Here is a 26,004-nt window from a genome sequence, read left to right on the forward strand (position 1 = left end):
AGAAACGGTTCAGGCGCAATACCCTCTACATCCTTGCATGCCGTAGCATGAACAGACTGTTAATAGGGCCCAAATCACCCCATTTTGCACCGCCGTGACATTACGGCATCAATGCGCATCGGCGCTCTTCTGTGATGTGCCCGCCGGCACGACGTGAACGACCCGATAACCGTTGTCCCTGAGGTATCGCAGGAAGGCCGGCATGATCGCGGCCGTGCGTGCCTTGGGGTCGTGGAAGAGGATGATGCCCTTGCCGGCGGCGGCGAGGCGCTCGGTGACGAGCTTCAATTCCTGCTCCGGCGTCATCTCGTTCCAGTCGCTGGCCCAGAGGTCGGCCCCGAACACGACGATGCCGCGTGACTGGAGCAGGTCGAGCTGCGCTGGCGTCCCCTCGAAATAGGGGAAGCGGAAGAACGGCGTCGAGGGCGTCGTCGTCGACGCGCCTTTGAGCGCCGTCTCGTCGGCTGCGATGCCGCGGTCGATCTCGCTCTTCGCCTTCTCGAACGGGATCCGCGCCATGAACGGGTGCGACCAGGTGTGGTGGCCGATGGTGTGGCCCTCGCGCGCGATGCGCTTGACCATGTCAGGATGTTCGGAGGCGTGCAGGCCAATCAGGAAGAAGGTCGCGCGCACGCATTCCTGCGCCAGCGCCGCCAGCACCTTCGACGTCGTCGGCGGATGCGGGCCATCGTCGAAGGTCAGCACGACCTCGTGATCGGCGAGCGGCAGCGTCTGCGGAAAGCTCTTCAGGCCGACGCGCGGCGTGGTCTTGGCGTCGACGCTCAGAACGCGCGAGGTGCCGAGCGCGTCCTTGCGCGGGCAGTCCGCGGCCTCCGAAGCGGCGATGCCGGCGAGGCCCGCGAAGACCGCGCCCACCGAGATCGACATCCATTTCAGCCGAAGCATCTTTGCCATTGCGCTCGCAGTTCGCTTGTGGGTATTGCCTGACCGTCAGCTCAGACCACTCGTTCCAACCTGTCAAACGGCGAGGCGCGCCATGGATGAACATATGGACGGTGCCCCATCCGCCGAGGCCTCGGTACTCGACCACGTTCCGATGCGCAATGAAGACGGCGAAATTCGTCATGAATTCGTCGAGGAGATTGCCCATGCGATCGAGGCCGGCGACAGCGCCGCGCTGCGCGCCTGCGTCGCCGAGCTGCACGAGGCCGATCTCGGCGATCTGATCGGAGCTCTCGCGCCCGACCACCGCGTTCGCCTGGTCGAGCTGACCGGGCGCGACTTCGACTTCTCGGCACTGAACGAGCTCGACGAGGGCGTGCGCGAGGAGATCCTCGAGGAGCTGCCGCCGGAGACCGTCGCGGAAGGCGTCCGCGAGCTCGAATCCGATGACGCGGTCGAGCTGCTGGAAACGCTGGACGAGGCGGAGCAGGAGGAAATCCTCGAGAAGCTGCCGTTGCAGGAGCGCGTCGCGCTCGAGCGCAGCCTGCTTTATCCCGAAAATTCCGCCGGCCGCCGGATGCAGACCGAGTTCATTGCGGTGCCGCAGGATTTCACCGTCGGCCAGGCGATCGACTACATGCGCGAGACGCCGGATCTGCCCGACCGCTTCTACGAGATCTACGTCGTGGACAAGGACCAGCATTGGCAGGGTGCGGTCTCGCTCGACGTCCTGCTCCGCGCTCGCCGCCCGGTGGCGCTTGCCGAGCTGACCGACGAGGATCGTCGCCGCGTCTCCGTCCTGGAGGACCAGGAGGAGGTGGCGCGCATGTTCGGCAAGTACAATCTCGTCGCGGCACCGGTGCTCGACACCCAGGATCGCCTCGTTGGCGTCATCACCGTCGACGACGTCGTGGACGTGATCGAGGAGGAGGCGGACGAAGACCTCAAGGCGCTCGGCGGCGTCAACAGCGACGAAGAGCTCTCCGATACCGTGTTCACCATTGCGCGGGCGCGGTTCAACTGGCTGCTGGTCAATCTCGCCACCGCCTTTCTTGCATCCTCCGTGCTCGGCCTGTTCGAGGGGCAGCTCGAGAAGATGGTCGCGCTCGCCGTGCTGGCGCCGATCGTCGCGAGCCAGGGCGGCAATGCCGCGACCCAGACCATGACGGTCGCGGTGCGCGCGCTTGCGACGCGCGAGCTCGGCTCCTCCAACGCTTGGCGGGTAGTGATGCGCGAAGGCCTGGTCGGGCTCGTGAACGGCCTTGCCTTCGCCTTGATCACGGGCATCGCGGCGGTGGCCTGGTTCAAGATCCCGGGCCTCGGCATCGTCATCGGGCTTGCGATCATCTGCAACCTCGTCGCCGGCGCGCTCGGCGGCATCCTGATCCCGATGGCGCTCGAACGTGTCAGGGCCGATCCGGCGGTCGCGTCAGGCACGTTCGTCACGACGGTGACCGACGTCGTCGGCTTCTTCTCCTTCCTCGGCATCGCGACGCTGTGGTTCGGGTTGAGGTAAGGCGCGCTATGCCCTCGCGTGTCCCCGGCGCGCTGCAACGCCCTTCGCGTTGCTGCGCAGAACCGGGACCCAGAAAGCAGCACGGCAGGTGGTGGCGAAATGGGCCCCGGCTCAGCAGCGCACCGCTGCGCGCTGCGCTGCGTCCGGGGCACGAGACCGTCTTCGCCCACCATCATCTTTAATCCGAACTTAAGCGACCTGCCGCATCATTGCCCGTGCTTGGGGGAATGGACATGCGGTTGCGGCTGAAGGCGGACGGACGCGTCGTCGAGTTGCGGGATGGGCAGGAGCTTCCGGTCCAGTCGTTTGCGGTCCAGCCGTTGCCGGTCCAGGCGGCGGCCAATGCCGCCCCTGGCGATGATGCCAGCTCGCTCGCGGTGCGCGCTCTGCGCCGTCGCGCCTGCCTCACCCAGATGGAGTTCGCCGCCAAGCTCGGCGTTCCCGTCGAGACGATCCGCAACTGGGAGCAGGGCAAGCGCGCTCCGAGGGGGCCCGCCCGCGCGCTGCTCGCCGTGATCGCGCATGCGCCGGACACCGTGTTCCAGGCGCTCGCCAAAGCCTGACGTCAAGGCCGGGCGCGAACCTCCCGTTAGCATTGCCCTGAATATCCGGCCCGGCGCCGGCGTCGTCCGTTGGCAGTGTCACGGGCCGGGTCCATAATGGCGCCCGGATGATGTTTTGAGGCGATCGCAACAGAGAGGATTCCTCATGCTGTTCGTCGAGGCCAATGGCGCAAGGATACCGGCGATCGGGCTCGGGACCTGGGAGCTGGGCGGGCGCGCTTGCGGCCGCGTGGTCGAGCAGGCGCTGCGGCTCGGCTATCGCCACATCGACACTGCGCAGGTCTACGACAATGAGCGCGAGGTCGGCGACGGCCTGCGCGGCTCAGGCGTGCGCCGCGACGACATCTTCCTCACGACAAAGGTCTGGACCAACCATTTCGCGCCCCATGATCTCGAACGCTCGGTCAAGGAGAGCCTCGCCCGGATGCGGCTCTCCTCCGTCGATCTCCTGTTGCTGCACTGGCCCAATTCGCACGTGCCGCTGGAGGAGACACTGGGTGCGCTGTCGCATGCCAAGCGCATGGGCCTGACCCGCCACATCGGCGTTTCCAATTTCACCGTGGCGCTGACCGAGCAGGCGGTGGCGCTGTCGCCGGAGCCACTCGTCTGCAACCAGGTCGAATATCATCCTTATCTCGACCAGACGAAGGTGAGGGCAACCTGCGACCAGCATGGCCTCGCACTGGTCGCCTACAGCCCGATCGCCAGGGGGCGCGTCAAGGCCGACCAGACGCTCGCCGGGCTCGGGCGCGCGCATCGCAAGACGCCGGCACAAATCTGCCTGCGCTGGCTGGTGCAACAGAATGTCGCTGCGATCCCGCGCACCTCGCGCGTCGAACGTCTGTCGGAAAACATCGATATTTTCGATTTCGAGCTCTCGGACGACGAGATGGCCCAGATCGCCGCGCTGGCAAATCCCAAGGGCCGCCTGACCGATTTCGGCTTCGCGCCAAAATGGGATTGAGAGGGGGCCGCTGTATGCTAGGACCGGCGTGGCAACCCAAGATCGATCGATGGAACTACGGAAGATCATACGGACGGACATTGCAGCGTCGGCGGTCGCGCATCTGACGCTGGTGGCGCTGATTATCCTGATCAGCGAAGTCCATCCGTTTCACGCCGCGGTGCCCGAGACTGTTTCGGTGGACATCGTCACGCCGGAGCAGGTGAAGGAGGAGGAGGCCAAGGCCGAGGAGAAGGCTCAGGAGCAGGCGAAGGAGAAGCCGCCGGAGCCGCTGCCGGACCTGAAACTGCCGAAGCTGGATTTCAGCGACAAGGACAAGGCGGAGGCCGCGCCGAAGCCTGCGACCCAGCAGCAGGCCGCGGCGCCATCGCCGTCACCGCAGGCCTCGCCTGAACCGCAGCAGAAACAGCCGCAGCCGCAACCCTCACAGGCACCGAAGCAGCGGGAGGCCAATGTGCAGCCGCAGCCGTCGCAACAGCCGCCTCCGCAACCCCAGCAACAACCGCCGCCCCAGGCGATGCCGCAGCCGCCGTCGCAACAGCCGCCGCCACAAGCGATGCAGCAGCCACAGGCCGCGCCGCCGGCCTATCAGGCGCCGGAGCCTGACGTGACGGTCAAGTACGGCGTCATGCTGGGCCTGCCGCCGGAATTGCCGCCGGAGCTGCCGAAAGACGCCCCGAAGGACGATGGCGGCGATGCCAAGGATTCAATCGCAGCCAAGCTGCCATCCGAGGTCATCGCCGCGCTGCGTCGCCACCTGAAGAGCTGCGCCAAGCTGCCGGCCGGGGTCGACCCGACCGACAACGTCAACATCAAGCTGCGCACGGTGTTCGCCACCGACGGCACACTGGCCCGCCCGCCGATCCTGATCGAAGCTCCGCCATCCGCGAAGGGCGTGGCCATCGTGAAATCCGCGACCGCAGCGCTCCTGGCCTGCCAGCCCTACAAGATGCTGCCGGCCGACAAGTACGGCGAATGGAAGATCTTGGACCTGCCGTTCTCGCCGCGGGATTTTGGCGGAGGGTAGGCGGCTCGCTCCACTCTGTCCATCCTGCGAGCTAAGGCCTCCCGGTTCGCGGCTTCAGCCATGCCATGATCACGGCCTGCGGCGTTCTCCGGCTGCGTGGCAAGCTATGTCTTTCGATGGTGCGCCGTGCAAACGCGCCGGCCTGCTCGGCGGAGCCTCGCTGCGCCGGCGCGAGCGCCATCCACTCGCGAATGACGGCACGTCGAATTTTCGATTTTGGCATCGGATCAAATCCATGAGTTCGGGCGGATGTTCACGCGGCCTGCCGAAGGGGGATGGCCTCCGAGCGCCGCGCCAGAAGCACGCTGCCACATGGATGCTCGGCGCCTTGCAGGACGACGAAGCCGCGCTTCGTTACTGCGGCACGAAGAGTGTCTTTCGCAGCTGCCTTCTGCGCGTCGAGCCAGATCACCAGCACGGCGCGGGGGCTCAGGAAATCGTCGAGCCAATCCACTGTCGCATCGAGTGCGTGAAGCGTGCGTCGCCGCCAATCCACGAGCGCGACTTCATATTGACCTGCCGGCCGGCCGCAATTCCCTGCAGCAGCCGCCAGCAGATATCCGCGACGATGCAGCTCAATCACCAATTCCATGCTCTTCGCGCCGACCACGACGATGCGCTGCCGCGTCGAGCAGTTCGCGATGGCCATCATCGGATCGATGATCCTGTCGCTGACCCCTGAATTCGACATCATTTCACCAGTTCGCTACGCCGCGCGAGCTTGCGCGACGGAGCGGATATGGTGCTGGATGCTGTATGATTTCGAGATTGGCGCGATCGCGGTTGCATAGGATCGGCATAGGACCGGCCTCGGCCCCGCGCTGCCGGAAACTTATGTCGCGCTTATAAACAGACGATGCACTCCCCATCGCATTCAAATGCCTTCAGCGCCATTCTTCCGGCCCGCGCTTGCTATCGCGCCTTGCCTGGAGACAAAAATGTCCGCTTACCGTGCGTTGATCGTGGGACTACACGATCGTCCCATCAGAATGATCCACATGGATTGCATCGACGACGAAGCCGCGATCAGCTCCGCGGAGCGGCTCGTCGACGGTCGCGACGTGGAGCTCTGGCAGATGGATCGGCCTGTGGCCAGATTCGATTGCCGGTCCGGGACGATGCGCAGGAAGTAAGCCGGGATATCGCCGAGTGGGCAAGCCTCGCGTCTTGGGATGACGGCGCCAGTCGTGTCGTCATTGCGAACGTAGCGAAGCAATCCAGACTGTCACCGTGAAAAGATTCGGGAGTGCTTCGCTGCGCTCGCAGTGACGATGTGGAGAACGCGTGCCACGCGCGCAGCAGATGCCTCAATAGCCGCGCTTCCGCGTCTCCGTACCATCCATCTCCTCCGGCGCCATCGCCGCCCATGCGCTCGACGCGAACTGCCTTCGCCAGGTCACGATCACCACCGCCGCCGTGGTCACGAACAGCACCCAGGGGCTGACGAACCAGCCGAGGTAGCCGAGTGCGAAGAAGAAGGCGCGCTGGCCGCGGTTGAAGTGGCGGCCGGCGGATTCGAACAGGCGCGAGGTGCGGATGACGTGGGCCTCGGCCTCGGGCGTGTCGCGCCGGTCAGCCGGCGGCATGCCGCCGAACAGGATCGCGACATAGTTGAACAGGCGATAGGCCCAGGCGAATTTGAAGAAGGCGTAGACGCAGATCAGCACGAGGCCGACGCATTTCAGCTCCCACATTGCGGGCGAGGTGCTGAGGTCGATCGGCAGCTTGCTCAGGATCGTGATGGCGTCGTTGGTGGCATGCAGCAATGCCAGCGCGCCGCCGAGTGCGAACAGGCTGGTGGAAGCGAAGAAGGCGGTGCCGTTCTGGAGCGAGGCCATGATCTGCATGTCGACCATGCGGGTGTCGCGGTCGAGCAGGCGGCGGACCCAGACCTCGCGATAGCGGTTCATGCGCGCCGACAGGCTGTCGCGGCCATAGGCCGAGTGCTCCAGCGTCAGGGCATAGACCAGCCATTCGATGATGAAGAAGCCGACCGCGGTGATGTCGACCCAATGCCTGCCCATGTCTCACTCCTCGCGAAGATCGCAACGATTGCCACGCGCGGCCGGGTGCGGCAACGATTGATTGGCAGCAGGCGATGGCGCTAAAAGCAGCCGCATCCAAAGGACCTAGGGAAGGACCAGCGACATGGCAGCGCTCAAGCTCGCGATCGGAAACAAGAACTACTCGTCATGGTCGATGCGGCCATGGCTTGCACTGCGCGCCAATGACATCCCGTTCGTCGAGACCGTCATTCCGCTTTACACGGATAATCCCGCAGACAAGGATCAGATCCTGTCCTTCAGCCGCGCCGGCAAGGTGCCGGTGCTGGTCGACGGCGACATCACGGTGTGGGATTCGCTCAGCATCATCGAGTACGTCGCCGAGCGCTATCCGGAAGCGAAGCTGTGGCCCGACGATGTCGCCGCCCGCGCGCACGCCCGTTCGGTGTGCGCCGAGATGCATTCCGGCTTCATGGCCTTGCGCAACGAATGCGGCATGAACCTGCACCGCCCCGTGGGCGCCGTGACGCTGTCGGCGGACGCCAAGGCCAACGTCGCCCGCGTGCAGGAGATCTGGCGGGAGTGCCGGGCGCGCTACGGTGCCAAGGGACCGTTCCTGTTCGGCCGCTTCGGTGCGGCGGATGCGATGTACGCCCCGGTCGTGCACCGTTTCCGCACCTACGCGATCGAGGTCACGCCGGAGACCAGGGCCTACATGGACACGATGATGGCGTTGCCGGCGTTCCAGGAATGGACCCGCGACGGAATCGCCGAAACGCTCGTCATCGAGAAATTCGAGAACGTCTAACCCGCGAATGTGATCGGGCGCCGCTTGACGATGTGCAGGCTGGCGGCGCTCAATCGCGGTGGAAGGACCGCTTGGGAGAGGGCAGGGGTATGGGAATTCTGGACTCGCTGGAAAACAACCCCGCGCTTCGCAGCGCGCTCGGCCAGCTCGGCGCCGCGGTCCTGCCGGCGGTGTTGAACGAGGTGCTCGGCAGCAACAATCAGGGCGGCCTCAGCGCAATCGTCGCGAAGCTCCAGCAGTCCGGCTTCGGTGACCAGGTCAAATCCTGGCTCGGTAATGGCCAGAACCTGCCGATCTCGGCCGACCAGCTCCGCGCGGTGCTCGGCAGCGACACGGTTCGGCAGCTTGCGGCGCGCTACAACATCCCGGTCGACCAGCTCGGCCAGATTCTGGCCCAGGAACTGCCCAAGGCCGTGGACCAGGCAAGCCCGGAGGGGCATCTGCCCCACACCGCCTGAGGGAGCCGGTTCCAGCGGTATCCTCCACCCACCAGTTCCCGCACTATCGTCCTGAAAATACTGCCGGATCGGCCTATTTGTCATGCCTGTATACCGCTGGCCAAAACGCCGCATTGCGTGCTATATGTCACGCCGGGTTTTCAGCCGGTCCGTCGCAGTGGGACCCTGGGCACAGCCGGCGCTGTTTGAGTCATGGAGATGGGCGTTGAAGCATAAATTCCCCGTGGGAACGCGCGTACTGTTCACTGCCAGCAACGTCGCGCGCCCGGCTGCGAGTGGCTCATACGAGATCATCCGCCTGCTGCCGACGGATGGCGACGACTGCCAGTACCGCATCAAGAGTTCGACTGAAGCGTTCGAGCGCGTCGCCAAGGAAAGCCAGCTCGCCCAATCCTGACGGATGACGGTGCCGCGCGTTGACATCGCGAAGGAATTCGCTTCGCTCGCCGTCAAAAGGCCCCCTTCGCCTCGACATGGTGAACCGGGGGCAGTTGCCGACTCGCGGGGGCTCGCTTTGACCATTCGCTCTTTGCTCGCGTGAGGGACGTCGCGCATGAACTGGGCATGGGCCACTTCGTTCGACCAAATCTCGCGCCCACAGGCCTTTCCGATGTGGATGATCCTGGTAGCCGCCGGCCTCCTCGGCCTGATTCTCCTGATTACGCTGGTGCGCGCCGAAAGGTCGGTTGCCAACGGCGCGCTGACCGTCATCACGCTGCTTTCCATTGCCATCGCCGTGGCTGCCACCGTGCGCGTCTATGGTCCGGCGGAGGAGGCGCCGCCCGGCGAGGCGCGCGCGCAGAGCGCGGTCGTCGCCAGCCTGCCGGCGCTGTCCTGTCTCGACGATCTCGCCGGCAATGCCGTGGCGATTGGTTGCGAGAAGGCGCTGTTCGGCTCGCCTGACGCGGCGGCTGCGGCCGTCTCCTACACCGCCGCACGGATCGACCGGCTCACCGCGCTCGGCGATGCCGCGACCGCCGAGAAGAGCCTGACGCTGGACATGAAGGTGCTGCGCAAGGCGCTGGAGCGCGATCGCTACGGCCTCGTCGCGCAGGTGCTGGTTGCGCGCGACGGCTGCACGCAGTTCGACTGCCCCGCCTTCCGCTCGCTGACCGATCAGCAGCGGGTCGCCGCCAACATGGATTCCCATCTCTACGACACGCTGGTTGCACGCTATTCGCCGGGCTGGAACGCACCCGCAACGGCCCCGGCGATGCCGGCCACCGCGGCGCTTGCCGGGATGCCGCCATCGATGCCGACGGGGAGGCCGACCAATGCGGAGTTCCCGAGCGCGTCATCGACGCCGCCGGTGAGCATCATGAATCCGGAGCCGCCCACGGCGGCGGTGCGACAGGCGGCGCCCGCCGGAGGCGCAGCCTCGGCGCCGCGCGCGTCCGCTCCGACCTCGGCGCAGGCTGCTGCTCCTGCGGCGCCGGCTGCGAAGAAGCCGCCGGCGCCGAAGGCCGCGCGTGCGCCGGCCGCAGCACCGGTTCCGCTCGCTCCGCCGGCCCCGGCTCCTGCGGCTGCGGATAACGAATAGTTCGGCATTCCAAATGCGTGGCTGCCCGGCTAATGCTGGGCGCATGCCGCTACATCTGATCAAGCTCGCCGTCGGCTGCGACTCCGTCAAGGAATTGAAGGGGTGGGTCGCCGAACGGATGCAGACCGCCAAGAAGAAGGGTCTGCCGCAACATCACATCCACATCACCCGCATGGTGCCCAAGCGCGACGCCGAGATCCTGGCGGGCGGATCGCTCTACTGGGTGATCAAGGGCGAGATCGCCGCGCGTGAAAAGATCATCGGCATCGAGCCGTTCCGCGACAAGGACGGCATCGGCCGTTGCCGGATCGTGATGCAGCCGAAGGTGATCTCGGTATCGCCGCGGCCGATGCGGCCGTTCCAGGGCTGGCGCTACCTCAGCGACGATTCCGTGCCGCCCGATCTCGGCAAGTCGGCCGCCGGCTCGATCGCGGCGATGCCGGAGCCGATGCGACGCGAGCTGCGCGATCTCGGACTGCTCTGACGCGGCCGCTCATGGCGGCGTGACGATGTGCAGCCGCGCCCAGTCGGAGGACGGCATCACGATCGGACGTCCGCCTTCGCCGATGGCGTCGATGATGTCGACCAGTTCGGGCTCGACGCCCATCTCGAGCAGGTACTTGCGATACTGCTCGCCAAAGATCGTCGTCAGGCTCTCGCGTTGTTCGGGCGCCACGTTGGGCGCGCGGCGATTGCGGATGGAGCGGCCGGCCAGCACCACCGCCGCACCTTGCGGGAGGCTGCGATGCACCCCGCCGGCGAGCATGAGGACGCACGCGAAATCGCACGCCGGATCCGGCAAGGACACCTTGGCATCGAGCGGCCCGCCCGGGCGCTTCAGCGCAAAACAATCCGCCTCCGGCTTGGCGGCGCAGGCCCCGACCTCGGTCGCGCCGGCGGTGGCATCCAGGCCGCGGTCTCGCAGGATGCGGCCCATGCTGACCGCAACATTGAGGTTGGAGCCGCCCCAGCTATGGATGACGAGCGGCAGCTTGTGTCCCGCCTGGCGATCGAGAATCGCGATCAGCCGCTTGTAGCTGTCCCATTGCACCGTGCCCTCGGCGGCGATCCAGTCGGAGCAGCCCGGTCCGCAGGCCCCGGCGGGGCCATGGGCGACGTAGAAGATCATCGCATCCGGCGGCGAGCCGTACAGGCCGATCGGCGGGCGCTGTTGTGCCTGGGCGCCAGTCGCGGCGACAAGCGCCAGCACGCCGTTCACGATCATCGTGCGGATGAATGACATGCCCCTGCCAGCCGGCTCGTTTCCTCGCGCCGATCATCCATCTGGGCGAGGGAACGCGCAAGATCGACCCTGGCGGTTACACCGCGATATTGTCGATCAGCCGGGTCGTGCCGAGCTTGGCCGCCACCAGGATCCGCAACGGGCCGTCCTTGCGCGAGGTGACCGGCGCGAGCGTCTCGGCATGGCGGGCCTCGAAATAGTCGAGCGCGAAGCCGGCCGCCGTGATCGTCCCGGCGCCGCGCGCCATCGCGGATGCGATCGCTTCGCCGGCGCGGATGTGCCCGGCGCTGTCCTTCATGGCGCGGTAAAGCGTGGTCGCGGTCTGCCGCTCCTCCGGCGAGAGATAGACGTTGCGCGAAGACATCGCGAGCCCGTCGCGCTCGCGGACCGTGCGGGAGCCGGTCACCTTGACGCCGAGGTCGAGGTCGCGCGCCATCTGCGTCACCACCCGCAACTGCTGAAAGTCCTTCTCGCCGAAGATCGCGACATCCGGCCGGCACTGCGTGAACAACTTGCCGACGACGGTGGCGACGCCGCCGAAGAAGTGCGGCCTGAAGCGGTCCTCGAGGCCGGCCAGCGCCGGCCCCTCCGGCACGATGCGGGTCGCAAAGCCTTCCGGATACATCGCCTCGGCGCCGGGGTGCCAGACGATGTCGACGTCCTCGGCGGCGAGCTTGGCGAGATCGGACTTCCAGGTCCGCGGATAGGCACCAAAGTCCTCGGTCGGGGCGAACTGGGTCGGGTTGACGAAGATCGACACCACGACGCGACTCGCGCGCCGCTTGGCGAGGCGCACCAGCGACACATGCCCGTCATGGAGGGCCCCCATGGTCGGGACCAGCGCGATCGTGGCCTTTCGCTTGCGAAGATTGTCGACGGCGCGTCGCAAGGCGGGGACCGTGCGGGCGATCAAGGGGCTTCGTGACATCAGGACTCGACAGGGTTGGGAATGGGAAGCGGGCGCGTCCCGGCGCCCGGCCGGCTAACCTTAACAAGCGCCGATCGTGGACGCCATGCATTCGGATGCGGCACAGCATCCCGCGCGAGGCCGCGCACGATGTCGCGACATGGCTGAATCACAAGCGAGAGATGGTGCCGTGATTCATTTCGAACACGGCGCGCTGCGATTTGCATTTACTGTCACGCATTTCACTTGACCGCAGACGCGGCCAACTCGAAGATATTCATCAGGGGTGTTGAGGATCGCTATGCTTGTGCAGGCTAGCCAAGGCCAATCCGGCTCGGCGCATGTCGTCGTGCTCGGCAACGAAAAAGGCGGCTCCGGCAAGTCGACCACCGCCCTGCACATCGCGGTCGCGCTGCTGAAGGCCGGCCAGCGCGTCGCCACCATCGACCTCGACTGCCGTCAGCAGAGCTTTACCCGCTACATCGGCAACCGTTCCGCCTGGGCGCGCCGCACCGGCCTCGGCCTCGAGCTGCCGGTGCATCGCTGCATCAAGCTCGGCGAGACCATGCAGATCGCCGAGAACGAGAATTCCGAGTTCCAGCAGTTCATGGAGGCGGTCTCGGCGGTCGAGAGCAATTTCGACTTCATCGTCATCGATACGCCGGGCACCGACAGCTATCTGATGCGCTTGGCGCACTCGATGGCCGACACGCTGGTCACGCCGATCAACGACAGCTTCCTCGATTTCGACGTGCTCGGCACCGTCGATCCCGCCAACTACGCAGTGACGGGCGAGAGCCACTATGCCGAGATGGTGCGGGATGTGAGGCGCAAGCGGCGCCAGCTCGACGGCTCCAGCACCGATTGGATCGTCGTGCGCAACCGCCTGTCGATGCTCGGCTCCCGCAACAAGCAGCTCGTCGCCGAGGGCCTCAAGGATTTGTCGCTACGGCTCGGCTTCCGCTACGTCGACGGCTTTGCCGAGCGCGTCGTCTATCGCGAATTTTTTCCGCGCGGCCTGACCGCGCTCGATGAGATCGACGAGGCCACGCTCGGCATGCGGCCCAACCTTGGCCATCTCACCGCGCGGGAAGAGGTGACGGGTCTGCTCCGCCAGCTCAAGCTGCCGCTCGACGAACGCGGCCGCCGCCGTGCGGCAAATCGCGCCGAGTGGTTCAGCCAGGTCGACAAGCCGCTCGAAGTCCACGACATCCTCGGCGCCTGAGGCGGCGGTATATCGCTACTTCCAGCCGATTGAAGCTGCCGGTTCCCGCCGGAACTGAGTGCGGGCTTGGCCGTTTCACCCTGTGTTTACCGTGAAATTGAAGCCAATCGAGACCGGTTGCGTCGGATGGTAGCCTGCCACCTGACGTAGCCGCCTGAGAATGGGATGCCCAAGAAACGCGTGCGCCGCACAATGAAAGGGCTGAAGGTTCACAATATTTAAGCTTCCTGTCACGCGGCTGTGACATATATTAGGGAATAGGCGACCAGGGGCCGAAGAGCCCCGGAAGAACACGATTTTCAACAGGGATTCAGGCCGCAAGAGCCTGAGGCTGAGGACGAAAATGAAGCGTGGAATTGCCGTTCTGGTTTCGGTTAGTGCCCTCTTCGGCGTCGCCTATGTCACGGCGAGCAAGTGGGCGATCAGGCACGAGACCGTCACCTTCTACGACGCCTCGCGCGACAACCGTCCCGTGCCTGTCGATATCGCGGTTCGCCGCGACAAGGAAATGCAGGCCAATGCCGGCATGATCACGCTGCCGGTTGCCGTGATCAATCACGGCAACACCGTCAAGAATACCGAGTACGGCTTCCTCGCCAACATCTTCGCGGCGCGCGGCTATATGGTCGTAAGCCCGCAGCATGATTTGCCGACCGATCCTCCCATGGTGACGAAGCCCGGTGAGCTCTATGTCGGCCGGCTGCCGCAGATCCTGCGCGGCGTTGCCAACATCCATCTCGCCATGCAGGAGATGAAGAAGGTTCAGCCCAACGCCGATTACGACAGGGTGACGATGGTCGGCCACTCCATGGGCGGCGACATCACGATGTATTTCGCCAAGCAGTATCCCGATGAGGTCAAGAAGGTCGTCACGCTCGACAATCTGCGCGTGCCCTTCGTCACTGCCGGCAAGTTCAAGATCCTGTCGTTCCGTTCGCAGGATCCGCAGTTCAAGACCGACGCGGGTGTCATCCCAACCGATGAGGAATGCGAGAAGGCCGGCATCCAGGTCGTGAAGACCGAATTCCAGCACAACGACATGCGCGACACCGGTCCGGATGCAGCGAAGAACTCGATCCAGAGCATGCTCGACAAGTTCCTGAGCGACGGCGACAGCGCCGTGGCGCCCGTCGATACGCGCTCGGCCCCGCCCAATATCCTGGAGCCCGGTCCGGTTGCTCTGATGGCGCCTGCCAAGAGCTGACACCGACACCAGCTGACACCGACCCGCTCCGATCGTCAGCACGACCTGCAAAGCCTCCGCCGGCATCCGCCAGCGGAGGCTTTGCACATTGACCGGGCCGCAGGCGCTATCCACATTAGCCGCTCACGCAAGAAGCGAGCAGGGATGCCCGGCGAACCCGTCAAACCGCGTGGCCGTGATGCCGTCTCGAGCCAAACCGGCGGCACGCTGCCTCAAGCCAGCACCGCGGAGGACATCGCCGCGTTCGTCGCCAAGGCGCGTGCGCTGTCGCCGCATGCCCCCGGCGCGAAGGGGCGGCTGATTTTCGCGCTGGATGCGACTATGAGCCGGCAGCCGACCTGGGACATGGCCTGCGCGCTCCAGGCGGACATGTTCCGCGAGGCCGCAGCGATCGGCAGCCTCGACATCCGGCTCGTCTACTATCGCGGCTTGAACGAGTGTCGCGCCACGGGCTGGATCTCCGACAGCGCGAAGCTCGCGACGCTGATGAGCAAGATCGACTGTCGCGGCGGCGACACCCAGATCGGCAAGGTGCTGAGCGACGTGCGGCGCGAGGCGGTCGCCTCGGGCGTGCGTGCCGTCGTCTTCGTCGGCGATGCCATGGAGGAGAAGGTCGACGAGCTCTGCGCCAAGGCCGGCGAGCTCGGCATGCTCAAGGTCCCCGTGTTCGTGTTTCAGGAAGGCGCCGACGCCGTGGCCGAGCAGGCCTTTCGCGAGATCGCGCGGCTGACCGGCGGGGCCTGGTGCCGGTTCGATCCCGGCGCGGCGGCGCAGCTTCGCGAGCTGTTGCGCGCGGCCGCGGCCTATGCCGCCGGCGGCCGCGAGGCGCTGTTGAAACTTGCCAAGAGTGCGAGCGGTGCGGCCAAGCTGATCGGGCAGATGAAGTAGCGGCCCGCGTCGGAGACGGACGCCATGCATTTTGCCGTGAGGGCGACTATATTCCGGCCATGACCCTGATCGCCGGCGCCATCGCCGTTATCACGCTTTATCTGCTGCTCCAGATGTTCCGCTCCGCCAATCCGGCGGTGCTGGCGCGCACCATCAAGTTCGGTGGCGGCGTGGTGGCGCTCGCGGTCGCAGCGTTCACTGGCCTGCGGGGCGAGCTGGCGGTGGCGATCCCGCTCGGGATTTTCGGCGCCGGGCTCCTGGGCTGGACGCCGCTGGCGAATGCCGGCTTCGGCAATATCGGCGGGCTGTTCGGCGGTGGCGCAACGCGCCCGGCCGGACAGGCCTCGCGCGTACGCTCGCAATTCCTGGACATGCGGCTCGACCACGATTCGGGTCAGCTCGCCGGCCAGATCGTCGCCGGTCCTCACGCCGGGCGCGATCTCCAGGAGTTCGATCTCGCCGGCCTGCTGGCGATGGCTCCGGCGTTCGACGCCGAGAGCGTGGCCCTACTTGAAAGCTATCTGGACCGCCGGTTTCCCGCCTGGCGTCAGAACGCGCAGGGCGATGCGGCAGGGCGGCAGCGCCGCACGGCGCCGAGCGGCAAAATGACGGCGGAGGAAGCCTATCAGATCCTTGGCCTGCAGCCGGGCGCGGGGCGCGACGACATCAGCCGGGCGCACAAGTCCCTGATGAAGAAACTCCATCCCGACCAGGGGGGCTCGACGTATCTCGCTGCCCGTGTGAACGAGGCCAAGGATACTCTGCTTCGCACGCATAACGGCTAACTCCGGCACTACGCTACAAACGCCCGTACCGCGTAAGCTCCGCTTGCTCTGTCTGCCGTCGCCCCGATGCCCGCCTTTGTCGGCGTGGTCGATCCCTTGAGTAAAGTTTTAACCGTAAATCCTTGACGAGAGGTTGTCGCGGAACTGGCATCGCCGCATCCCCCAAAACAAAAATGCCCGCGCAAGGCGCGGGCATTTTGATTGGAGCGGTACGACAGATCAGTTGCGGACGGTGATGCAGGAGATGTCGGCGCGCTTCAGGGCGCGGCAGACGGCTTCGGCCTGGTCCCGCTCGAGCCCGGCGAAACGGGCCCGGTAAAGCTTGCGATTGTCCTTGGCGAGGACCGGCTCGGTGAACGGGTCGGCCTTGCTGAGCAGGCCGCGGGCGGAGCTGCGGGCGGCGTCGATGCGCTGCTGGGCTTCGTTCTCGCTCTCGAGTGCGCCGACCTGGACGATCCAGCCGCTATGGGTGACGACCGGCTTGGTGGTGGCGCTCATCTGGATCGGCTGCGGCACAGGATCGGCCGAAGCGAGCTTCGCAGCAGCCGGAGTGGGCGCCGCGGCCGTTGCGGCGGGCAGCACGCCGAGGATGCCATTGCCGGTGCCGAAGCCCGCCGGCTGACGGGGCATCTCGGTGCGGGCGAGCTCGGCCTTCGGCGCTTCGGGCTGGCTCGCCATCTCGGGCTTGTTGATGAGATCGGCGCGGGCGACGACGGCGCCGGAGGTCTCCGCGACGTCGGAGCGGGCCGCAATCGTGCTCGTGACCTGCGGTGTGACCTGAGCCGGCGCGGCGGAGGCGACCTTCACGGTGCCGGCCTTGACCTGAACCGTCTTCACCCGGACTGGCTTCATCGGCTCGGACGAGCCGGGGATGATGGAGAGCGGCTGGCTGGAGATCACGCCATTGGTGAGCGGCGCGGGCTCGATCCTGGATTCAGTTGGCCGAACCTCAGGCTTGCTGGTGTCAGGCCTGGCTTGAGCCGGCGGCATCGCGGCGGTCGCAGCCGCCAGCGCTGAGAGGCGCGAGGCGAGGCGCTGCGGGGCCGTTTCGGGGGCAGGGGCGGCCGCGGCCTGCTGGACCTGCGGAGCGGGGCGGGCCGGGGTCTCCGATGCATCGGCGACGTCGGTATTGGCATCTGCGCCGTTGCGCTCGGTGACGGCGACGACGGTGTGGGTGGTGGCGCCCTTCTCGAGGTTCTCCGCGAGCAGGTTGCGCATGGTGGCGTCGCGCGAGCCGCCGCTGCGGCCGCCGAGCACCACGCCGATCAGGTGGCGGTTGCCGCGACGCATCGAGGTCACGAGGTTGAAGCCGGAGGCGCGGGTGTAGCCGGTCTTGATGCCGTCCACGCCCTCGACGCTGCCGAGCAGGTGGTTATGGTTGCGGATCGACTGTCCGCGCCAATTGAACGTCGAGGTCGCGAAATAGCGATAGTAGCGCGGGAAGCGCTCCTGGATGGCGCGGCCGAGCGTGGCCTGGTCGCGCGCGGTCGTGACCTGCTCGTCGTTGGGAAGGCCGTTGGCGTTGCGGTAGACCGTCTTGGACATGCCGAGCGAGCGCGCCTTGCGCGTCATCATCTGGGCGAAGTCGTCCTCGTCGCCGCCGATCGCTTCCGCGATCACGACGGCCGCATCGTTGGCGGAGCGGGTGACGAGGCCCTTGATCGCGTCCTCGACGCGGATGGTCTGGCCGGCACGGAGGTTCAGCTTGGTCGGATCCTGATCGGCGGCGTGCTGCGAGACCGGCATCTCGGTGTCGAGCTTCATCCTGCCGGACTCGAGGCGCTCGAACAGCAGATAGAGCGTCATGATCTTGGTGAGCGAGGCGGGGTGGCGGATTCCGTCCGGGCTCGTTGCCTGGAGCACGGAGCCGGAATTGCCGTCGACGATGATCGATGCGAATTTCGGGCTGGAGCTGTCGGACACATCGCGCTGCACCCGGTGGTGAGCGTATTGGCGCCGGTGACGCCGTGCCTCGGCAGCATCGGTGAAGATGACTACGGCGGTGACCGTAAGAAGCCCGAAAACGCCAACCCGCGCCAAGCGCGAGGAAGACAAGTTTTTACGAAGCATGAAACCCCGTCCCCGTTTCTGACTTGATCACCGGCCCGTGAGGCGAAATTGTGCCCACTCGACCCGGGATCATTACCTGCTCAGGCTGTCTCTCCGCTGGTGTTCGCTGCGGGAAACGTTGGGCCTGAGCCGCTGTTCTGGCTAAGGTGATGTTCTCGAACGGCTTTTGACCGTTCGCGGAAGCTGAACACGTCCAGGGAATCAGGGTAGGGGTCCGCGGTTTCCAAAAGCTTAAGGAACCATTGCGGGAAACCCCGGGAATCTCAGCGATTTGCATCTAATTTTGTGCGCCGCACAAGATTCTTGACTTTTTTGTGCGTTGCACTATTTTTGGGCGGAGTCAGGGAGCCGGGGCTTCCGGACCAAAGCCAGGGAAAAAGGATTCCGAAATGTTCAAGGTTGAAGACTTTCAGAGCTACGGGAAAGAGCAGTTCGAGCAGTGCGTTGCTTCCGCGACCTCGATGCAGCATGGCCTCCAGGCGATCGCCAGCGCGTATGGCGACTACACCAAGAAGTCGTTTGAAGACACCAAGTCCTTCGTCGAGAAGCTTTCCGGCGTGAAGTCGCTGGACAAGGCCGTGGAAGCGCAGACCGACTTCGCCCGTTCCAGCTACGAGACCTTCGTTGCGGAATCGCAGAAGATCGCCGGCCTTTACAGCGACCTCGCCAAGCAGGCGTTCAAGCCGGTCGAGACCATCGTTTCGAAGTTCACCCCGGCTGCCAACTAACGTCCTCTGGAACTCCTGGAATCGAAAAGCCCGGCTGGTTCAGCCGGGTTTTTTTGTTGTCGCGACAGAGATCCGGTTCAGCGCGCCACGCGCAGCTTCGACAACGACGTACCGACGTCAACCCCACACGGTCTGGACAGAACGTGTCGATGCCGCTCGCGCAATGCTCGCCGCTTCGGCGTCATCGCGCAGCTTCTTCCGCCGCGTGTCGATCTGCGAGGCATTGCTGTACCACCAGCGATTCTGCGCATCGAGAGCGCCGGCGAGGAGCACGAGGCCACTGAGCTGATCGACCAGGTTCTTCGCGGCCGTCGGCATCGCCCACATCTTGCCGTCCTGGGCCATCGAGCCGGCGTTGTCGAGCAGCATGGCGACGCGCATGCGCACCAGGCGCCAAGCGATTGAACGGCAGCTCGATGGGACCGTAGAAAACCGGAGGTATCCCGCGAAATCGCCGCTGCCGCTTAACGGCCGGATTCCTGGTGAAGATGTTCTAAACGGTGCCGGCCGAAACTTTTGTCAAATCGGTCCGGATTGACTAACCTTGGTCAGGATCGCCGGACCGGGAATCGGGACTGCCTCGACCATTTTGGCCAGACCGTTGCACGCTTGCGGCGAGCCGGGGGCGGGCCCATATTCCCTACAATCGAGCCGGGCTTGACCGGACCGGTTGGAAGCGGTGATCCAACAAGGCGGCGCGCCCGTGCAAAGCTCCGAAGGGCGGGGCCGCGCGGCTGACCGTCACTCGCTTCCGTGGGGAATTTGAACGCCTGAGCCATGCCGCACCTGACTTTCAGACTAGACCTGTCCGCGCAAGCCGCTGCCCACGCTCCTCGTATGAGCAATGACGAGAACCGTTCGGGCGGACCGACGGGGCCGAATACGTCTGTCATCACCAAGGTCAAGCCGAAGACCAAACGGCCGAACCTGTATCGTGTGCTGATCCTGAACGACGACTACACGCCGATGGAATTCGTCGTCCATGTGCTGGAGAAGTTCTTCCAGAAGGACATCGAGGCCGCGACCAAGATCATGCTGCATGTCCATCATCACGGCATCGGCGAGTGCGGCGTATTCACCTACGAGATCGCCGAGACCAAGGTGACGCAGGTGATGGACTTCGCCCGCAAGCACCAGCATCCGCTGCAATGCGTGATGGAAAAGAAATAGCTGCGCGTTCACATCCAGAGTTATTTAGATCGGTTCTGGTCGCGCGGTATGTGACGGCAGCACATCCTGCTGCGTGATCCCGCGAAAATCAGCGGCGTCAATCCTGCCCAAATGGGTAGTTCTGCCCAAATCGGAACGGGTTTTGCATCGAGCATGCCGTGGGCGCGTAATGCCCATTTGAGTCGCGGAACCGGTCTTTCGCCGCGGTCTTGTATAACTATATGTGACAAAGGTTGTTGTTGCCTGACCGGGCGATGGCGATCATGATGGTGGGGGCCATAGAGGACGCGAATGCCGACTTTTTCCCAAAGCCTTGAACAATCCCTGCATCGTGCGCTGGCGATCGCAAACGAGCGTCATCACCAATACGCGACGCTCGAGCATCTCTTGCTCTCCCTGATCGACGACTCCGATGCAGCCGCCGTCATGCGCGCCTGTAGCGTCGATCTCGACAAGCTCCGCACGAGCCTCGTCAATTACCTTGAAACCGAATTCGAGAATCTGGTGACGGATGGCGCCGACGACGCCAAGCCGACCGCCGGTTTCCAGCGCGTGATCCAGCGCGCGGTGATCCATGTGCAGTCGTCCGGTCGCGAAGAGGTGACCGGCGCCAACGTGCTGATCGCGATCTTCGCCGAGCGCGAGAGCCATGCCGCGTACTTCCTGCAGGAGCAGGACATGACGCGCTATGACGCCGTCAACTACATCAGCCACGGCATCGCCAAGCGGCCGGGCGTCTCCGAGGCGCGGCCGGTGCGCGGCGTCGACGAAGAGACCGAGGCAAAGGGTACCGAGGACGCCAAGAAGAAGGGCGAAGCGCTCGAGACCTATTGCGTCAACCTCAACAAGAAGGCGCGCGACGGCAAGATCGATCCGGTGATCGGACGCAATTCCGAGATCAACCGAGCGATCCAGGTGCTGTGCCGCCGGCAGAAGAACAATCCGCTGTTCGTGGGCGAGGCCGGTGTCGGCAAGACCGCGATCGCGGAGGGCCTCGCCAAGCGCATCGTCGACAGCGAGGTGCCGGAGGTTCTTGCGGCTGCGACCGTGTTCTCGCTCGACATGGGCACGCTGCTCGCGGGCACGCGCTATCGTGGCGACTTCGAGGAGCGCCTGAAGCAGGTGCTGAAGGAGCTCGAAGCGCATCCCAACGCCATCCTGTTCATCGACGAGATCCACACCGTGATCGGTGCGGGCGCGACGTCGGGCGGGGCGATGGATGCGTCGAACCTGCTCAAGCCGGCGCTTGCCTCGGGCACGATCCGCTGCATGGGCTCGACCACCTACAAGGAATACCGCCAGCACTTCGAGAAGGACCGCGCGCTGGTGCGGCGCTTCCAGAAGATCGACATCAACGAGCCGACGGTCGAGGACGCGATCGCGATCCTCAAGGGCCTCAAGCCTTACTTCGAGGACTACCACCGGCTGAAGTACACCAACGAGGCGATCGAGGCTGCGGTGCAGCTCTCCTCGCGCTACATCCACGACCGCAAGCTGCCCGACAAGGCGATCGACGTGATCGACGAGTCCGGCGCGGCGCAGATGCTGGTGGCTGAGAACAAGCGCAAGAAGACCATCGGCATCAAGGAGATCGAGACCACGATCGCGTCGATGGCGCGGATCCCGCCGAAGAGCGTGTCGAAGGACGATGCCGAGGTGCTCAAGCATCTCGAGCAGACCCTGAAGCGCACCGTGTTCGGTCAGGACAAGGCGATCGAGTCGCTTGCCGCATCGATCAAGCTGGCGCGTGCCGGTTTGCGCGAGCCGGAGAAGCCGATCGGCTGCTATTTGTTCTCGGGTCCGACCGGCGTCGGCAAGACCGAGGTTGCAAAGCAGCTCGCGGCGTCGCTCGGCGTCGAGCTGTTGCGCTTCGACATGTCCGAATACATGGAGCGGCACACTGTGTCGCGTCTGATCGGCGCGCCTCCCGGCTATGTCGGCTTCGACCAGGGCGGTCTGCTCACTGACGGCGTCGATCAGCATCCGCATTGCGTGGTTCTGCTCGACGAAATCGAGAAGGCGCATCCCGACCTCTACAACGTGCTGCTCCAGATCATGGATCACGGCCGGCTCACCGACCACAACGGCAAGCAGGTCAACTTCCGCAACGTGATCCTGATCATGACCACGAACGCAGGTGCTTCGGATCTCGCCAAGCAGGCGTTCGGCTTCACCCGCTCGAAGCGGGAAGGCGACGACCACGAGGCGATCAACCGGCAGTTCGCGCCGGAATTCCGCAACCGTCTCGATGCCATCGTCTCGTTCGGCCATCTCAGCGTCGAGGTGATCGGCACGGTCGTGGAGAAGTTCGTGCTTCAGCTCGAGGCTCAGCTCGGCGATCGCGACGTCACCATCGAACTGTCCGAGCCCGCCAAGACCTGGCTGGTCCAGCATGGTTACGACGAGCAGATGGGCGCACGGCCCATGGCCCGCGTCATCCAGGAGCACATCAAGAAGCCGCTGGCTGACGAGGTGCTGTTCGGCAAGCTCAAGGGTGGCGGCCACGTCCGCGTCGTCCTGGTCAAGGACGAGGCCGACGAGACCAAGGACAAGATCGGGTTCGAGTTCCTCGACGGTCCGATCACGCCGAAGCAGGAGAAGCTGCCCGGCGCCCGCAAGCGTCCGCCGGGCAAGTCCAAGCCGGGCGGTGGTGGCTCCGGCGGTTCGAAGGGGCCGACCTCGAAGGGCCCGCTGGTCAAGGCTTGATTGCGAGCGATATGAATTGAAAAGGCCGGCTGAAAAGCCGGCCTTTTTGTTTGCGTGGCAGTTGCGAGGCGCTAGGTGCCGGTGTCAGGCGCAGGCGCCGCCGGCGGCCGCGGCTTCTTCGGCGCGGGTGGCCGTGCGCGAGCGGGAGCTGACGGCTGCATGGTCACGATGACAGGGTTGGGCTTGTGATCGGTTGCCGCCGCGGTGGCAGCATCGACGCCCATGCCGACGACACCGCCGAGCAAAAGATTTCCGGCGAAGCCGGCGGCCCCGGAGGTCGGTATGTCCCGGCTGAGCGGCACGATCTGCGGTTCATAGCCTTCCTTCTGGAAGGTGATCGAAATGTCGGCGTTCCGCTTGACGACCACGGAGCACGGCGTCGTGCAGGTGGTCGGAACTTCCATTCCGCTGACGACGGCTTCCACGCCCGACGGTGTCGATGAGATGCTGATGTTTTCGGTCGTGCCTCGCGTGACAGACGCGCAGCCGCCCAGCATGACGCTGAGCGCCACAATTCCAAATGAACGCATGAAATGCCCCTTATTCCCCGCGTCAATGAAGCGCAACCGGGAGGGCAATACGTCATTGGTCCAGATAGTTAAGCCACGCACAAGTTGCGCGCGAGAGCAGCAGAACCTGGACGTGAGCTATTCGCCGCGCAGGCGCTGGTCGTCCTGTACCCGGACGTGCTCGGCGCCGCGCGCGCCCGCGGGCGACAGCCGCAGCATGCTCAGCACTGCACCGCACAGCGCAAATCCGACGCCGACAAGGAGCGCGATCCTGGTTCCCTCGGTCGGATAGCGGCCGAGCAGCAGCGCCACCAGCGCCGCGCCGGTGGTCTGGCCGAGCAGGCGCGCCGTGCCCAGCATGCCGCTGGCGCCGCCGGCGCGCTCGCGCGGGGCGGCCGCGATCATGGTGCGGTTGTTGGGGGTCTGGAACAGGCCGAAGCCGGCCCCCGCCAGCGCCATCCGCCAGATCACGTCGAGCGGTGTCGGGCTTACAGGCAGGAAGGCGAGTGCGCCGAGGCCACAGGCAAACAGCGTGAGCCCGATGCCGCCGAGCAGGCCGGCCGGATAATGCTCGACCAGGCGGCCGGCGAGCGGGGCTGCGAGCGCCACCGCGATCGGCCAGGGCGTGATCAGAAGTCCCATATGCACGGCGGAATAGCCGAAGCGGCTCTGGAGGTAGAAGGGGATCGCGACGAAGGCCAGCATCTGTCCGCAGAACGAGGCGATCGAGGTGGCAATCGACAGCGCGAATACCGGAATACGCAACAGGTCGACCGGCAAGAGCGGCGAGGTCATGTGGGTTTCGCGGTAGATCAGCAGTGCGCCCGCGACGATGGCGATGGCGAATTGAACGAGACAGGTGACGGCGGCCTCGCCATGACCGACGCTGTCGACGGCCGCGATGCCGACGCCGAAGGTGATCGCGGACAGCCCTGCGCTCTGCCAGTCGAAGGAATGGCTGGCGGGTTTTGTGTGCGGCAGGCTGCGCAGGCCGAGCACCAGCGTCACCGCACCCAGCGGGACGTTGATGGCGAACAGCCAAGGCCAGGTTCCGACCGCCAGGATGCCCGCGGCGAGCGTCGGGCCGACCGCGGCTGAGAAGGCGACGACGAGCGCGTTGATCCCGATGCCGCGGCCGAGCTGGCTGCGCGGGTAGGTGAAGCGCACCAGTGCCGCGTTGACGCTCATGATGCCGGCCGCGCCAAAACCCTGGATGATGCGCGCGATCGTCAGCAGCGGCAGCGTATGCGCCAGCGCGCAGAAGGCGGATGCGAGCGTGAACAGTACGAGCCCGGCCAGATAGACGCGGCGATAGCCGACGATCTCGCCGAGCGACGCCAGCGGCAAGAGCGAGATCGTGATCGCGAGCTGGTAGCCATTGACGATCCAGATTGAGAAGGCCGGGCTCGCATCGAGGTCGGCTGCGATCGTCGGCAGCGCCACGTTGGCGATGGCGCTGTCGACGACCGCCATGATGATGCCGAGCGCAATCGTCAGCACCGCCTGGTTGCGCTGCGGCTGCGGCAGGCCGTCGGCATGCTCGATCGGGGCAGACGACATGATGGTGGCGCGCCTGATTGGAGCCGTGATTCATCCCCGGATTAGGAAATTGCAGGATGGATCGCAACCCGGCAGGACCCGGACGGTTCCTGTGCCGGAAGCAGGCCTTCCGGCACAGGAAAACGGGTCGGGACCGCTTTCGCGAGGGCTCGGGGAGCCGAGCGGTCGGGCAGTTGGCCGTCTCTACACCGCCGGCGGATTGCGGTCGGTGAAGGTGGTGCGCTGGTGCCAGTAGGGATAGGGCAAGGTCACCTTGCTCGCGGCATCGAGCTTTGCGATCTGGTCCTTGGTCAATGTCCAGCCGACCGCGCCGAGATTTTCGCGCAGCTGCGTCTCGTTGCGCGCGCCGATGATCAGCGTCGAGACCGTCGGACGCTGGAGCAGCCAGTTCAGTGCGATCTGCGAGACGCTCTTGCCCGTCTCCTTGGCGACCTCGTCGATCGCTTCGACGACGCGATAGACGTGCTCATCGGGCACGGGCGGGCCGAAATCGGCGGTCTTGGGCAGGCGACTGACCTCGGGCTTCGGTTGACCCCGTCGGATTTTTCCGGTGAGGCGCCCCCAGCCAAGCGGTGACCAGACCACTGCGCCCAACCCCTGGTCCACGCCGAGAGGCATCAGCTCCCATTCGTAGTCGCGCCCGATCAGGGAATAGTAGGTCTGGTTGGCGACATAGCGTGGGAAGCCATGCTTGTCGGCAACCGAGAGCGACTTCATCAGGTGCCAGCCCGAAAAGTTGGAGACGCCGACATAGCGGATCTTGCTGGCGCGCACGAGCACGTCGAGAGTCGCAAGTACCTCTTCAGGCGGGGTGAACGCGTCGAAACCGTGAAGCTGGAACAGGTCGATGTAATCGGTGCCGAGCCGGCTCAGCGAACCGTCGATGGCCGCGAGCAGATGCTGCCGTGACGAGCCGATGTCGTTGGGCCCATCGCCGAAGCGGAAGGTGGCCTTGGTCGAGATCAGAACCTTGTCGCGGCGGCCCTTGATGGCCTCGCCGAGGACGCGCTCGGATTCGCCGAGCGAATAGACGTTGGCAGTGTCGAACATCGACACCCCGGCATCGAGGCAGATATCCAGAAGGCGCCGCGCCTCGGCCGCGTCCGTCGTACCCCACGCAGCAAGGCGGCCGACGCCGCCGAAGGTGCCCGTTCCCAGGCTCAAAGCGGGCACCATGAGGCCGGATCGGCCCAAGCGTCGGTATTCCATCGATATGCTCCTCGGCTG

Annotated in this window: 28 protein-coding genes; 18 read left to right on the forward strand and 10 right to left on the reverse strand. The window is 65.3% G+C overall.

The window, feature by feature from the left end:
• Positions 1 to 108: 108 nt before the first annotated feature.
• Positions 109 to 915 (reverse strand): polysaccharide deacetylase family protein, encoded by an 807-nt coding sequence (locus AB7G19_RS18165; RefSeq protein ID WP_283016785.1) that lies wholly within the window; start codon positions 913 to 915, stop codon positions 109 to 111.
• A gap of 82 nt (positions 916 to 997) precedes the next feature.
• On the opposite strand from AB7G19_RS18165, the gene mgtE reads away from it, so the two are divergent.
• The 4 genes from mgtE (at position 998) to AB7G19_RS18185 (ending at position 4,973) form a co-directional block, all read left to right on the forward strand.
• Positions 998 to 2,419, forward strand: a complete 1,422-nt coding sequence (gene mgtE / locus AB7G19_RS18170) for a magnesium transporter (RefSeq protein ID WP_028150524.1) — start codon at positions 998 to 1,000, stop codon at positions 2,417 to 2,419.
• Positions 2,420 to 2,646: 227 nt separating this feature from the next.
• On the forward strand, positions 2,647 to 2,982 hold the full coding sequence (locus AB7G19_RS18175) for a helix-turn-helix domain-containing protein (RefSeq protein ID WP_283016784.1): 336 nt from the start codon (positions 2,647 to 2,649) through the stop codon (positions 2,980 to 2,982).
• A gap of 145 nt (positions 2,983 to 3,127) precedes the next feature.
• Positions 3,128 to 3,946, forward strand: coding sequence for an aldo/keto reductase (locus tag AB7G19_RS18180; protein WP_231142135.1), 819 nt, complete (start codon positions 3,128 to 3,130; stop codon positions 3,944 to 3,946).
• A gap of 49 nt (positions 3,947 to 3,995) precedes the next feature.
• Positions 3,996 to 4,973: a hypothetical protein gene (locus tag AB7G19_RS18185; RefSeq protein ID WP_166342155.1), complete on the forward strand. Its 978-nt coding sequence runs from the start codon at positions 3,996 to 3,998 to the stop codon at positions 4,971 to 4,973.
• A 253-nt stretch (positions 4,974 to 5,226) separates the two neighbouring features.
• On the opposite strand, the gene AB7G19_RS18190 is transcribed toward AB7G19_RS18185, so the two are convergent.
• On the reverse strand, positions 5,227 to 5,625 hold the full coding sequence (locus AB7G19_RS18190) for a hypothetical protein (RefSeq protein WP_135214881.1): 399 nt from the start codon (positions 5,623 to 5,625) through the stop codon (positions 5,227 to 5,229).
• Here AB7G19_RS18190 and AB7G19_RS18195 point away from each other — a divergent pair.
• Together AB7G19_RS18195 and AB7G19_RS18200 are read left to right on the forward strand one after the other, a co-directional pair.
• Complete coding sequence (locus AB7G19_RS18195; protein WP_155257864.1) at positions 5,615 to 5,764, forward strand: hypothetical protein; 150 nt, start codon at positions 5,615 to 5,617, stop codon at positions 5,762 to 5,764. The genes AB7G19_RS18190 and AB7G19_RS18195 overlap by 11 nt on opposite strands.
• Before the next feature lie 147 nt (positions 5,765 to 5,911).
• Positions 5,912 to 6,106 carry a hypothetical protein gene (locus AB7G19_RS18200; RefSeq protein ID WP_028150530.1) on the forward strand — a complete coding sequence of 65 codons (195 nt, stop codon included), beginning with the start codon at positions 5,912 to 5,914 and terminating at the stop codon, positions 6,104 to 6,106.
• A 174-nt stretch (positions 6,107 to 6,280) separates the two neighbouring features.
• Here AB7G19_RS18200 and AB7G19_RS18205 read toward each other — a convergent pair whose 3' ends face one another.
• Positions 6,281 to 6,997 carry a DUF599 domain-containing protein gene (locus tag AB7G19_RS18205; RefSeq protein WP_208087317.1) on the reverse strand — a complete coding sequence of 239 codons (717 nt, stop codon included), beginning with the start codon at positions 6,995 to 6,997 and terminating at the stop codon, positions 6,281 to 6,283.
• 124 nt (positions 6,998 to 7,121) lie between these two features.
• Here AB7G19_RS18205 and AB7G19_RS18210 point away from each other — a divergent pair, with 124 nt between their 5' ends.
• The 5 genes from AB7G19_RS18210 (at position 7,122) to AB7G19_RS18230 (ending at position 10,266) form a co-directional block, all read left to right on the forward strand.
• Positions 7,122 to 7,784, forward strand: coding sequence for a glutathione S-transferase family protein (locus tag AB7G19_RS18210; RefSeq protein ID WP_166342152.1), 663 nt, complete (start codon positions 7,122 to 7,124; stop codon positions 7,782 to 7,784).
• An 89-nt stretch (positions 7,785 to 7,873) separates the two neighbouring features.
• Positions 7,874 to 8,242, forward strand: a complete 369-nt coding sequence (locus tag AB7G19_RS18215) for a YidB family protein (RefSeq protein WP_166342151.1) — start codon at positions 7,874 to 7,876, stop codon at positions 8,240 to 8,242.
• Between the two features lie 205 nt (positions 8,243 to 8,447).
• Positions 8,448 to 8,639 carry a hypothetical protein gene (locus tag AB7G19_RS18220; RefSeq protein ID WP_014494643.1) on the forward strand — a complete coding sequence of 64 codons (192 nt, stop codon included), beginning with the start codon at positions 8,448 to 8,450 and terminating at the stop codon, positions 8,637 to 8,639.
• 156 nt (positions 8,640 to 8,795) lie between these two features.
• Complete coding sequence (locus tag AB7G19_RS18225; RefSeq protein ID WP_166342150.1) at positions 8,796 to 9,782, forward strand: hypothetical protein; 987 nt, start codon at positions 8,796 to 8,798, stop codon at positions 9,780 to 9,782.
• A gap of 43 nt (positions 9,783 to 9,825) precedes the next feature.
• Positions 9,826 to 10,266: a DUF1489 family protein gene (locus AB7G19_RS18230; protein WP_028155001.1), complete on the forward strand. Its 441-nt coding sequence runs from the start codon at positions 9,826 to 9,828 to the stop codon at positions 10,264 to 10,266.
• A 9-nt stretch (positions 10,267 to 10,275) separates the two neighbouring features.
• On the opposite strand, the gene AB7G19_RS18235 is transcribed toward AB7G19_RS18230, so the two are convergent.
• Positions 10,276 to 11,025, reverse strand: a complete 750-nt coding sequence (locus AB7G19_RS18235) for a hypothetical protein (protein ID WP_166342149.1) — start codon at positions 11,023 to 11,025, stop codon at positions 10,276 to 10,278.
• A 76-nt stretch (positions 11,026 to 11,101) separates the two neighbouring features.
• A complete protein-coding gene (gene panC / locus AB7G19_RS18240; RefSeq protein WP_166342148.1) occupies positions 11,102 to 11,953 on the reverse strand; it encodes a pantoate--beta-alanine ligase in 852 nt (283 codons plus the stop codon).
• 280 nt (positions 11,954 to 12,233) lie between these two features.
• Here panC and AB7G19_RS18245 point away from each other — a divergent pair, with 280 nt between their 5' ends.
• The 4 genes from AB7G19_RS18245 to AB7G19_RS18260 all read left to right on the forward strand — a co-directional run bounded on the left by AB7G19_RS18245 (position 12,234) and on the right by AB7G19_RS18260 (position 16,034).
• Entirely contained in the window at positions 12,234 to 13,157 is a 924-nt protein-coding gene (locus tag AB7G19_RS18245) for a division plane positioning ATPase MipZ (RefSeq protein ID WP_063982760.1), read from the forward strand.
• A 343-nt stretch (positions 13,158 to 13,500) separates the two neighbouring features.
• Entirely contained in the window at positions 13,501 to 14,361 is an 861-nt protein-coding gene (locus tag AB7G19_RS18250) for an alpha/beta fold hydrolase (RefSeq protein ID WP_063982761.1), read from the forward strand.
• Positions 14,362 to 14,505: 144 nt separating this feature from the next.
• Complete coding sequence (locus AB7G19_RS18255) at positions 14,506 to 15,249, forward strand: hypothetical protein (RefSeq protein ID WP_039147674.1); 744 nt, start codon at positions 14,506 to 14,508, stop codon at positions 15,247 to 15,249.
• A gap of 59 nt (positions 15,250 to 15,308) precedes the next feature.
• The gene (locus AB7G19_RS18260) at positions 15,309 to 16,034 is read left to right on the forward strand and encodes a DnaJ domain-containing protein (RefSeq protein ID WP_063982763.1); all 726 of its coding nucleotides are present in this window, start codon (positions 15,309 to 15,311) and stop codon (positions 16,032 to 16,034) included.
• A gap of 219 nt (positions 16,035 to 16,253) precedes the next feature.
• Here the strand turns inward: AB7G19_RS18260 and AB7G19_RS18265 are convergent, their stop codons facing one another.
• Entirely contained in the window at positions 16,254 to 18,104 is a 1,851-nt protein-coding gene (locus AB7G19_RS18265; RefSeq protein ID WP_166342147.1) for a D-alanyl-D-alanine carboxypeptidase, read from the reverse strand.
• 389 nt (positions 18,105 to 18,493) lie between these two features.
• On the opposite strand from AB7G19_RS18265, the gene AB7G19_RS18270 reads away from it, so the two are divergent.
• On the forward strand, positions 18,494 to 18,832 hold the full coding sequence (locus tag AB7G19_RS18270) for a phasin family protein (protein ID WP_014494653.1): 339 nt from the start codon (positions 18,494 to 18,496) through the stop codon (positions 18,830 to 18,832).
• 117 nt (positions 18,833 to 18,949) lie between these two features.
• On the opposite strand, the gene AB7G19_RS18275 is transcribed toward AB7G19_RS18270, so the two are convergent.
• Positions 18,950 to 19,213, reverse strand: a complete 264-nt coding sequence (locus AB7G19_RS18275) for a hypothetical protein (RefSeq protein ID WP_441268005.1) — start codon at positions 19,211 to 19,213, stop codon at positions 18,950 to 18,952.
• Between the two features lie 456 nt (positions 19,214 to 19,669).
• Between AB7G19_RS18275 and clpS the strand changes: the two genes are divergently transcribed.
• Complete coding sequence (clpS, locus tag AB7G19_RS18280; RefSeq protein ID WP_014494655.1) at positions 19,670 to 20,002, forward strand: ATP-dependent Clp protease adapter ClpS; 333 nt, start codon at positions 19,670 to 19,672, stop codon at positions 20,000 to 20,002.
• Positions 20,003 to 20,293: 291 nt separating this feature from the next.
• Positions 20,294 to 22,708 carry an ATP-dependent Clp protease ATP-binding subunit ClpA gene (clpA, locus tag AB7G19_RS18285; RefSeq protein ID WP_014494656.1) on the forward strand — a complete coding sequence of 805 codons (2,415 nt, stop codon included), beginning with the start codon at positions 20,294 to 20,296 and terminating at the stop codon, positions 22,706 to 22,708.
• Between the two features lie 71 nt (positions 22,709 to 22,779).
• Here the strand turns inward: clpA and AB7G19_RS18290 are convergent, their stop codons facing one another.
• The 3 genes from AB7G19_RS18290 to AB7G19_RS18300 all read right to left on the reverse strand — a co-directional run bounded on the left by AB7G19_RS18290 (position 22,780) and on the right by AB7G19_RS18300 (position 25,986).
• On the reverse strand, positions 22,780 to 23,238 hold the full coding sequence (locus AB7G19_RS18290; protein WP_166342146.1) for a PEGA domain-containing protein: 459 nt from the start codon (positions 23,236 to 23,238) through the stop codon (positions 22,780 to 22,782).
• A 117-nt stretch (positions 23,239 to 23,355) separates the two neighbouring features.
• The gene (locus AB7G19_RS18295; protein WP_283016783.1) at positions 23,356 to 24,777 is read right to left on the reverse strand and encodes an MFS transporter; all 1,422 of its coding nucleotides are present in this window, start codon (positions 24,775 to 24,777) and stop codon (positions 23,356 to 23,358) included.
• A gap of 183 nt (positions 24,778 to 24,960) precedes the next feature.
• A complete protein-coding gene (locus AB7G19_RS18300; protein WP_283016782.1) occupies positions 24,961 to 25,986 on the reverse strand; it encodes an aldo/keto reductase in 1,026 nt (341 codons plus the stop codon).
• Positions 25,987 to 26,004 lie beyond the last annotated feature (18 nt).

Origin of the sequence: Bradyrhizobium sp. 215_C5_N1_1 (assembly GCF_052075935.1) — a bacterium.
Taxonomy (GTDB): Bacteria; Pseudomonadota; Alphaproteobacteria; order Rhizobiales; family Xanthobacteraceae; genus Bradyrhizobium; species Bradyrhizobium barranii.

Coding starts and splice junctions, on each gene's coding strand:
- mgtE (WP_028150524.1), top strand. CDS start 998: ATGGATGAACATATGGACGGTGCCCCATCCGCCGAGGCCTCGGTACTC.
- AB7G19_RS18180 (WP_231142135.1), top strand. CDS start 3,128: ATGCTGTTCGTCGAGGCCAATGGCGCAAGGATACCGGCGATCGGGCTC.
- AB7G19_RS18200 (WP_028150530.1), top strand. CDS start 5,912: ATGTCCGCTTACCGTGCGTTGATCGTGGGACTACACGATCGTCCCATC.
- AB7G19_RS18205 (WP_208087317.1), bottom strand. CDS start 6,997: ATGGGCAGGCATTGGGTCGACATCACCGCGGTCGGCTTCTTCATCATC.
- AB7G19_RS18230 (WP_028155001.1), top strand. CDS start 9,826: ATGCCGCTACATCTGATCAAGCTCGCCGTCGGCTGCGACTCCGTCAAG.
- AB7G19_RS18295 (WP_283016783.1), bottom strand. CDS start 24,777: ATGTCGTCTGCCCCGATCGAGCATGCCGACGGCCTGCCGCAGCCGCAG.
- AB7G19_RS18245 (WP_063982760.1), top strand. CDS start 12,234: ATGCTTGTGCAGGCTAGCCAAGGCCAATCCGGCTCGGCGCATGTCGTC.
- AB7G19_RS18190 (WP_135214881.1), bottom strand. CDS start 5,625: ATGATGGCCATCGCGAACTGCTCGACGCGGCAGCGCATCGTCGTGGTC.
- AB7G19_RS18215 (WP_166342151.1), top strand. CDS start 7,874: ATGGGAATTCTGGACTCGCTGGAAAACAACCCCGCGCTTCGCAGCGCG.
- AB7G19_RS18175 (WP_283016784.1), top strand. CDS start 2,647: ATGGACATGCGGTTGCGGCTGAAGGCGGACGGACGCGTCGTCGAGTTG.
- AB7G19_RS18165 (WP_283016785.1), bottom strand. CDS start 915: ATGGCAAAGATGCTTCGGCTGAAATGGATGTCGATCTCGGTGGGCGCG.
- AB7G19_RS18290 (WP_166342146.1), bottom strand. CDS start 23,238: ATGCGTTCATTTGGAATTGTGGCGCTCAGCGTCATGCTGGGCGGCTGC.
- AB7G19_RS18195 (WP_155257864.1), top strand. CDS start 5,615: ATGGCCATCATCGGATCGATGATCCTGTCGCTGACCCCTGAATTCGAC.
- AB7G19_RS18275 (WP_441268005.1), bottom strand. CDS start 19,213: ATGCGCGTCGCCATGCTGCTCGACAACGCCGGCTCGATGGCCCAGGAC.
- AB7G19_RS18210 (WP_166342152.1), top strand. CDS start 7,122: ATGGCAGCGCTCAAGCTCGCGATCGGAAACAAGAACTACTCGTCATGG.
- AB7G19_RS18250 (WP_063982761.1), top strand. CDS start 13,501: ATGAAGCGTGGAATTGCCGTTCTGGTTTCGGTTAGTGCCCTCTTCGGC.
- clpS (WP_014494655.1), top strand. CDS start 19,670: ATGAGCAATGACGAGAACCGTTCGGGCGGACCGACGGGGCCGAATACG.
- AB7G19_RS18255 (WP_039147674.1), top strand. CDS start 14,506: ATGCCCGGCGAACCCGTCAAACCGCGTGGCCGTGATGCCGTCTCGAGC.
- AB7G19_RS18185 (WP_166342155.1), top strand. CDS start 3,996: ATGGAACTACGGAAGATCATACGGACGGACATTGCAGCGTCGGCGGTC.
- AB7G19_RS18225 (WP_166342150.1), top strand. CDS start 8,796: ATGAACTGGGCATGGGCCACTTCGTTCGACCAAATCTCGCGCCCACAG.
- AB7G19_RS18300 (WP_283016782.1), bottom strand. CDS start 25,986: ATGGAATACCGACGCTTGGGCCGATCCGGCCTCATGGTGCCCGCTTTG.
- panC (WP_166342148.1), bottom strand. CDS start 11,953: ATGTCACGAAGCCCCTTGATCGCCCGCACGGTCCCCGCCTTGCGACGC.
- AB7G19_RS18265 (WP_166342147.1), bottom strand. CDS start 18,104: ATGCTTCGTAAAAACTTGTCTTCCTCGCGCTTGGCGCGGGTTGGCGTT.
- clpA (WP_014494656.1), top strand. CDS start 20,294: ATGCCGACTTTTTCCCAAAGCCTTGAACAATCCCTGCATCGTGCGCTG.
- AB7G19_RS18235 (WP_166342149.1), bottom strand. CDS start 11,025: ATGTCATTCATCCGCACGATGATCGTGAACGGCGTGCTGGCGCTTGTC.
- AB7G19_RS18260 (WP_063982763.1), top strand. CDS start 15,309: ATGACCCTGATCGCCGGCGCCATCGCCGTTATCACGCTTTATCTGCTG.
- AB7G19_RS18270 (WP_014494653.1), top strand. CDS start 18,494: ATGTTCAAGGTTGAAGACTTTCAGAGCTACGGGAAAGAGCAGTTCGAG.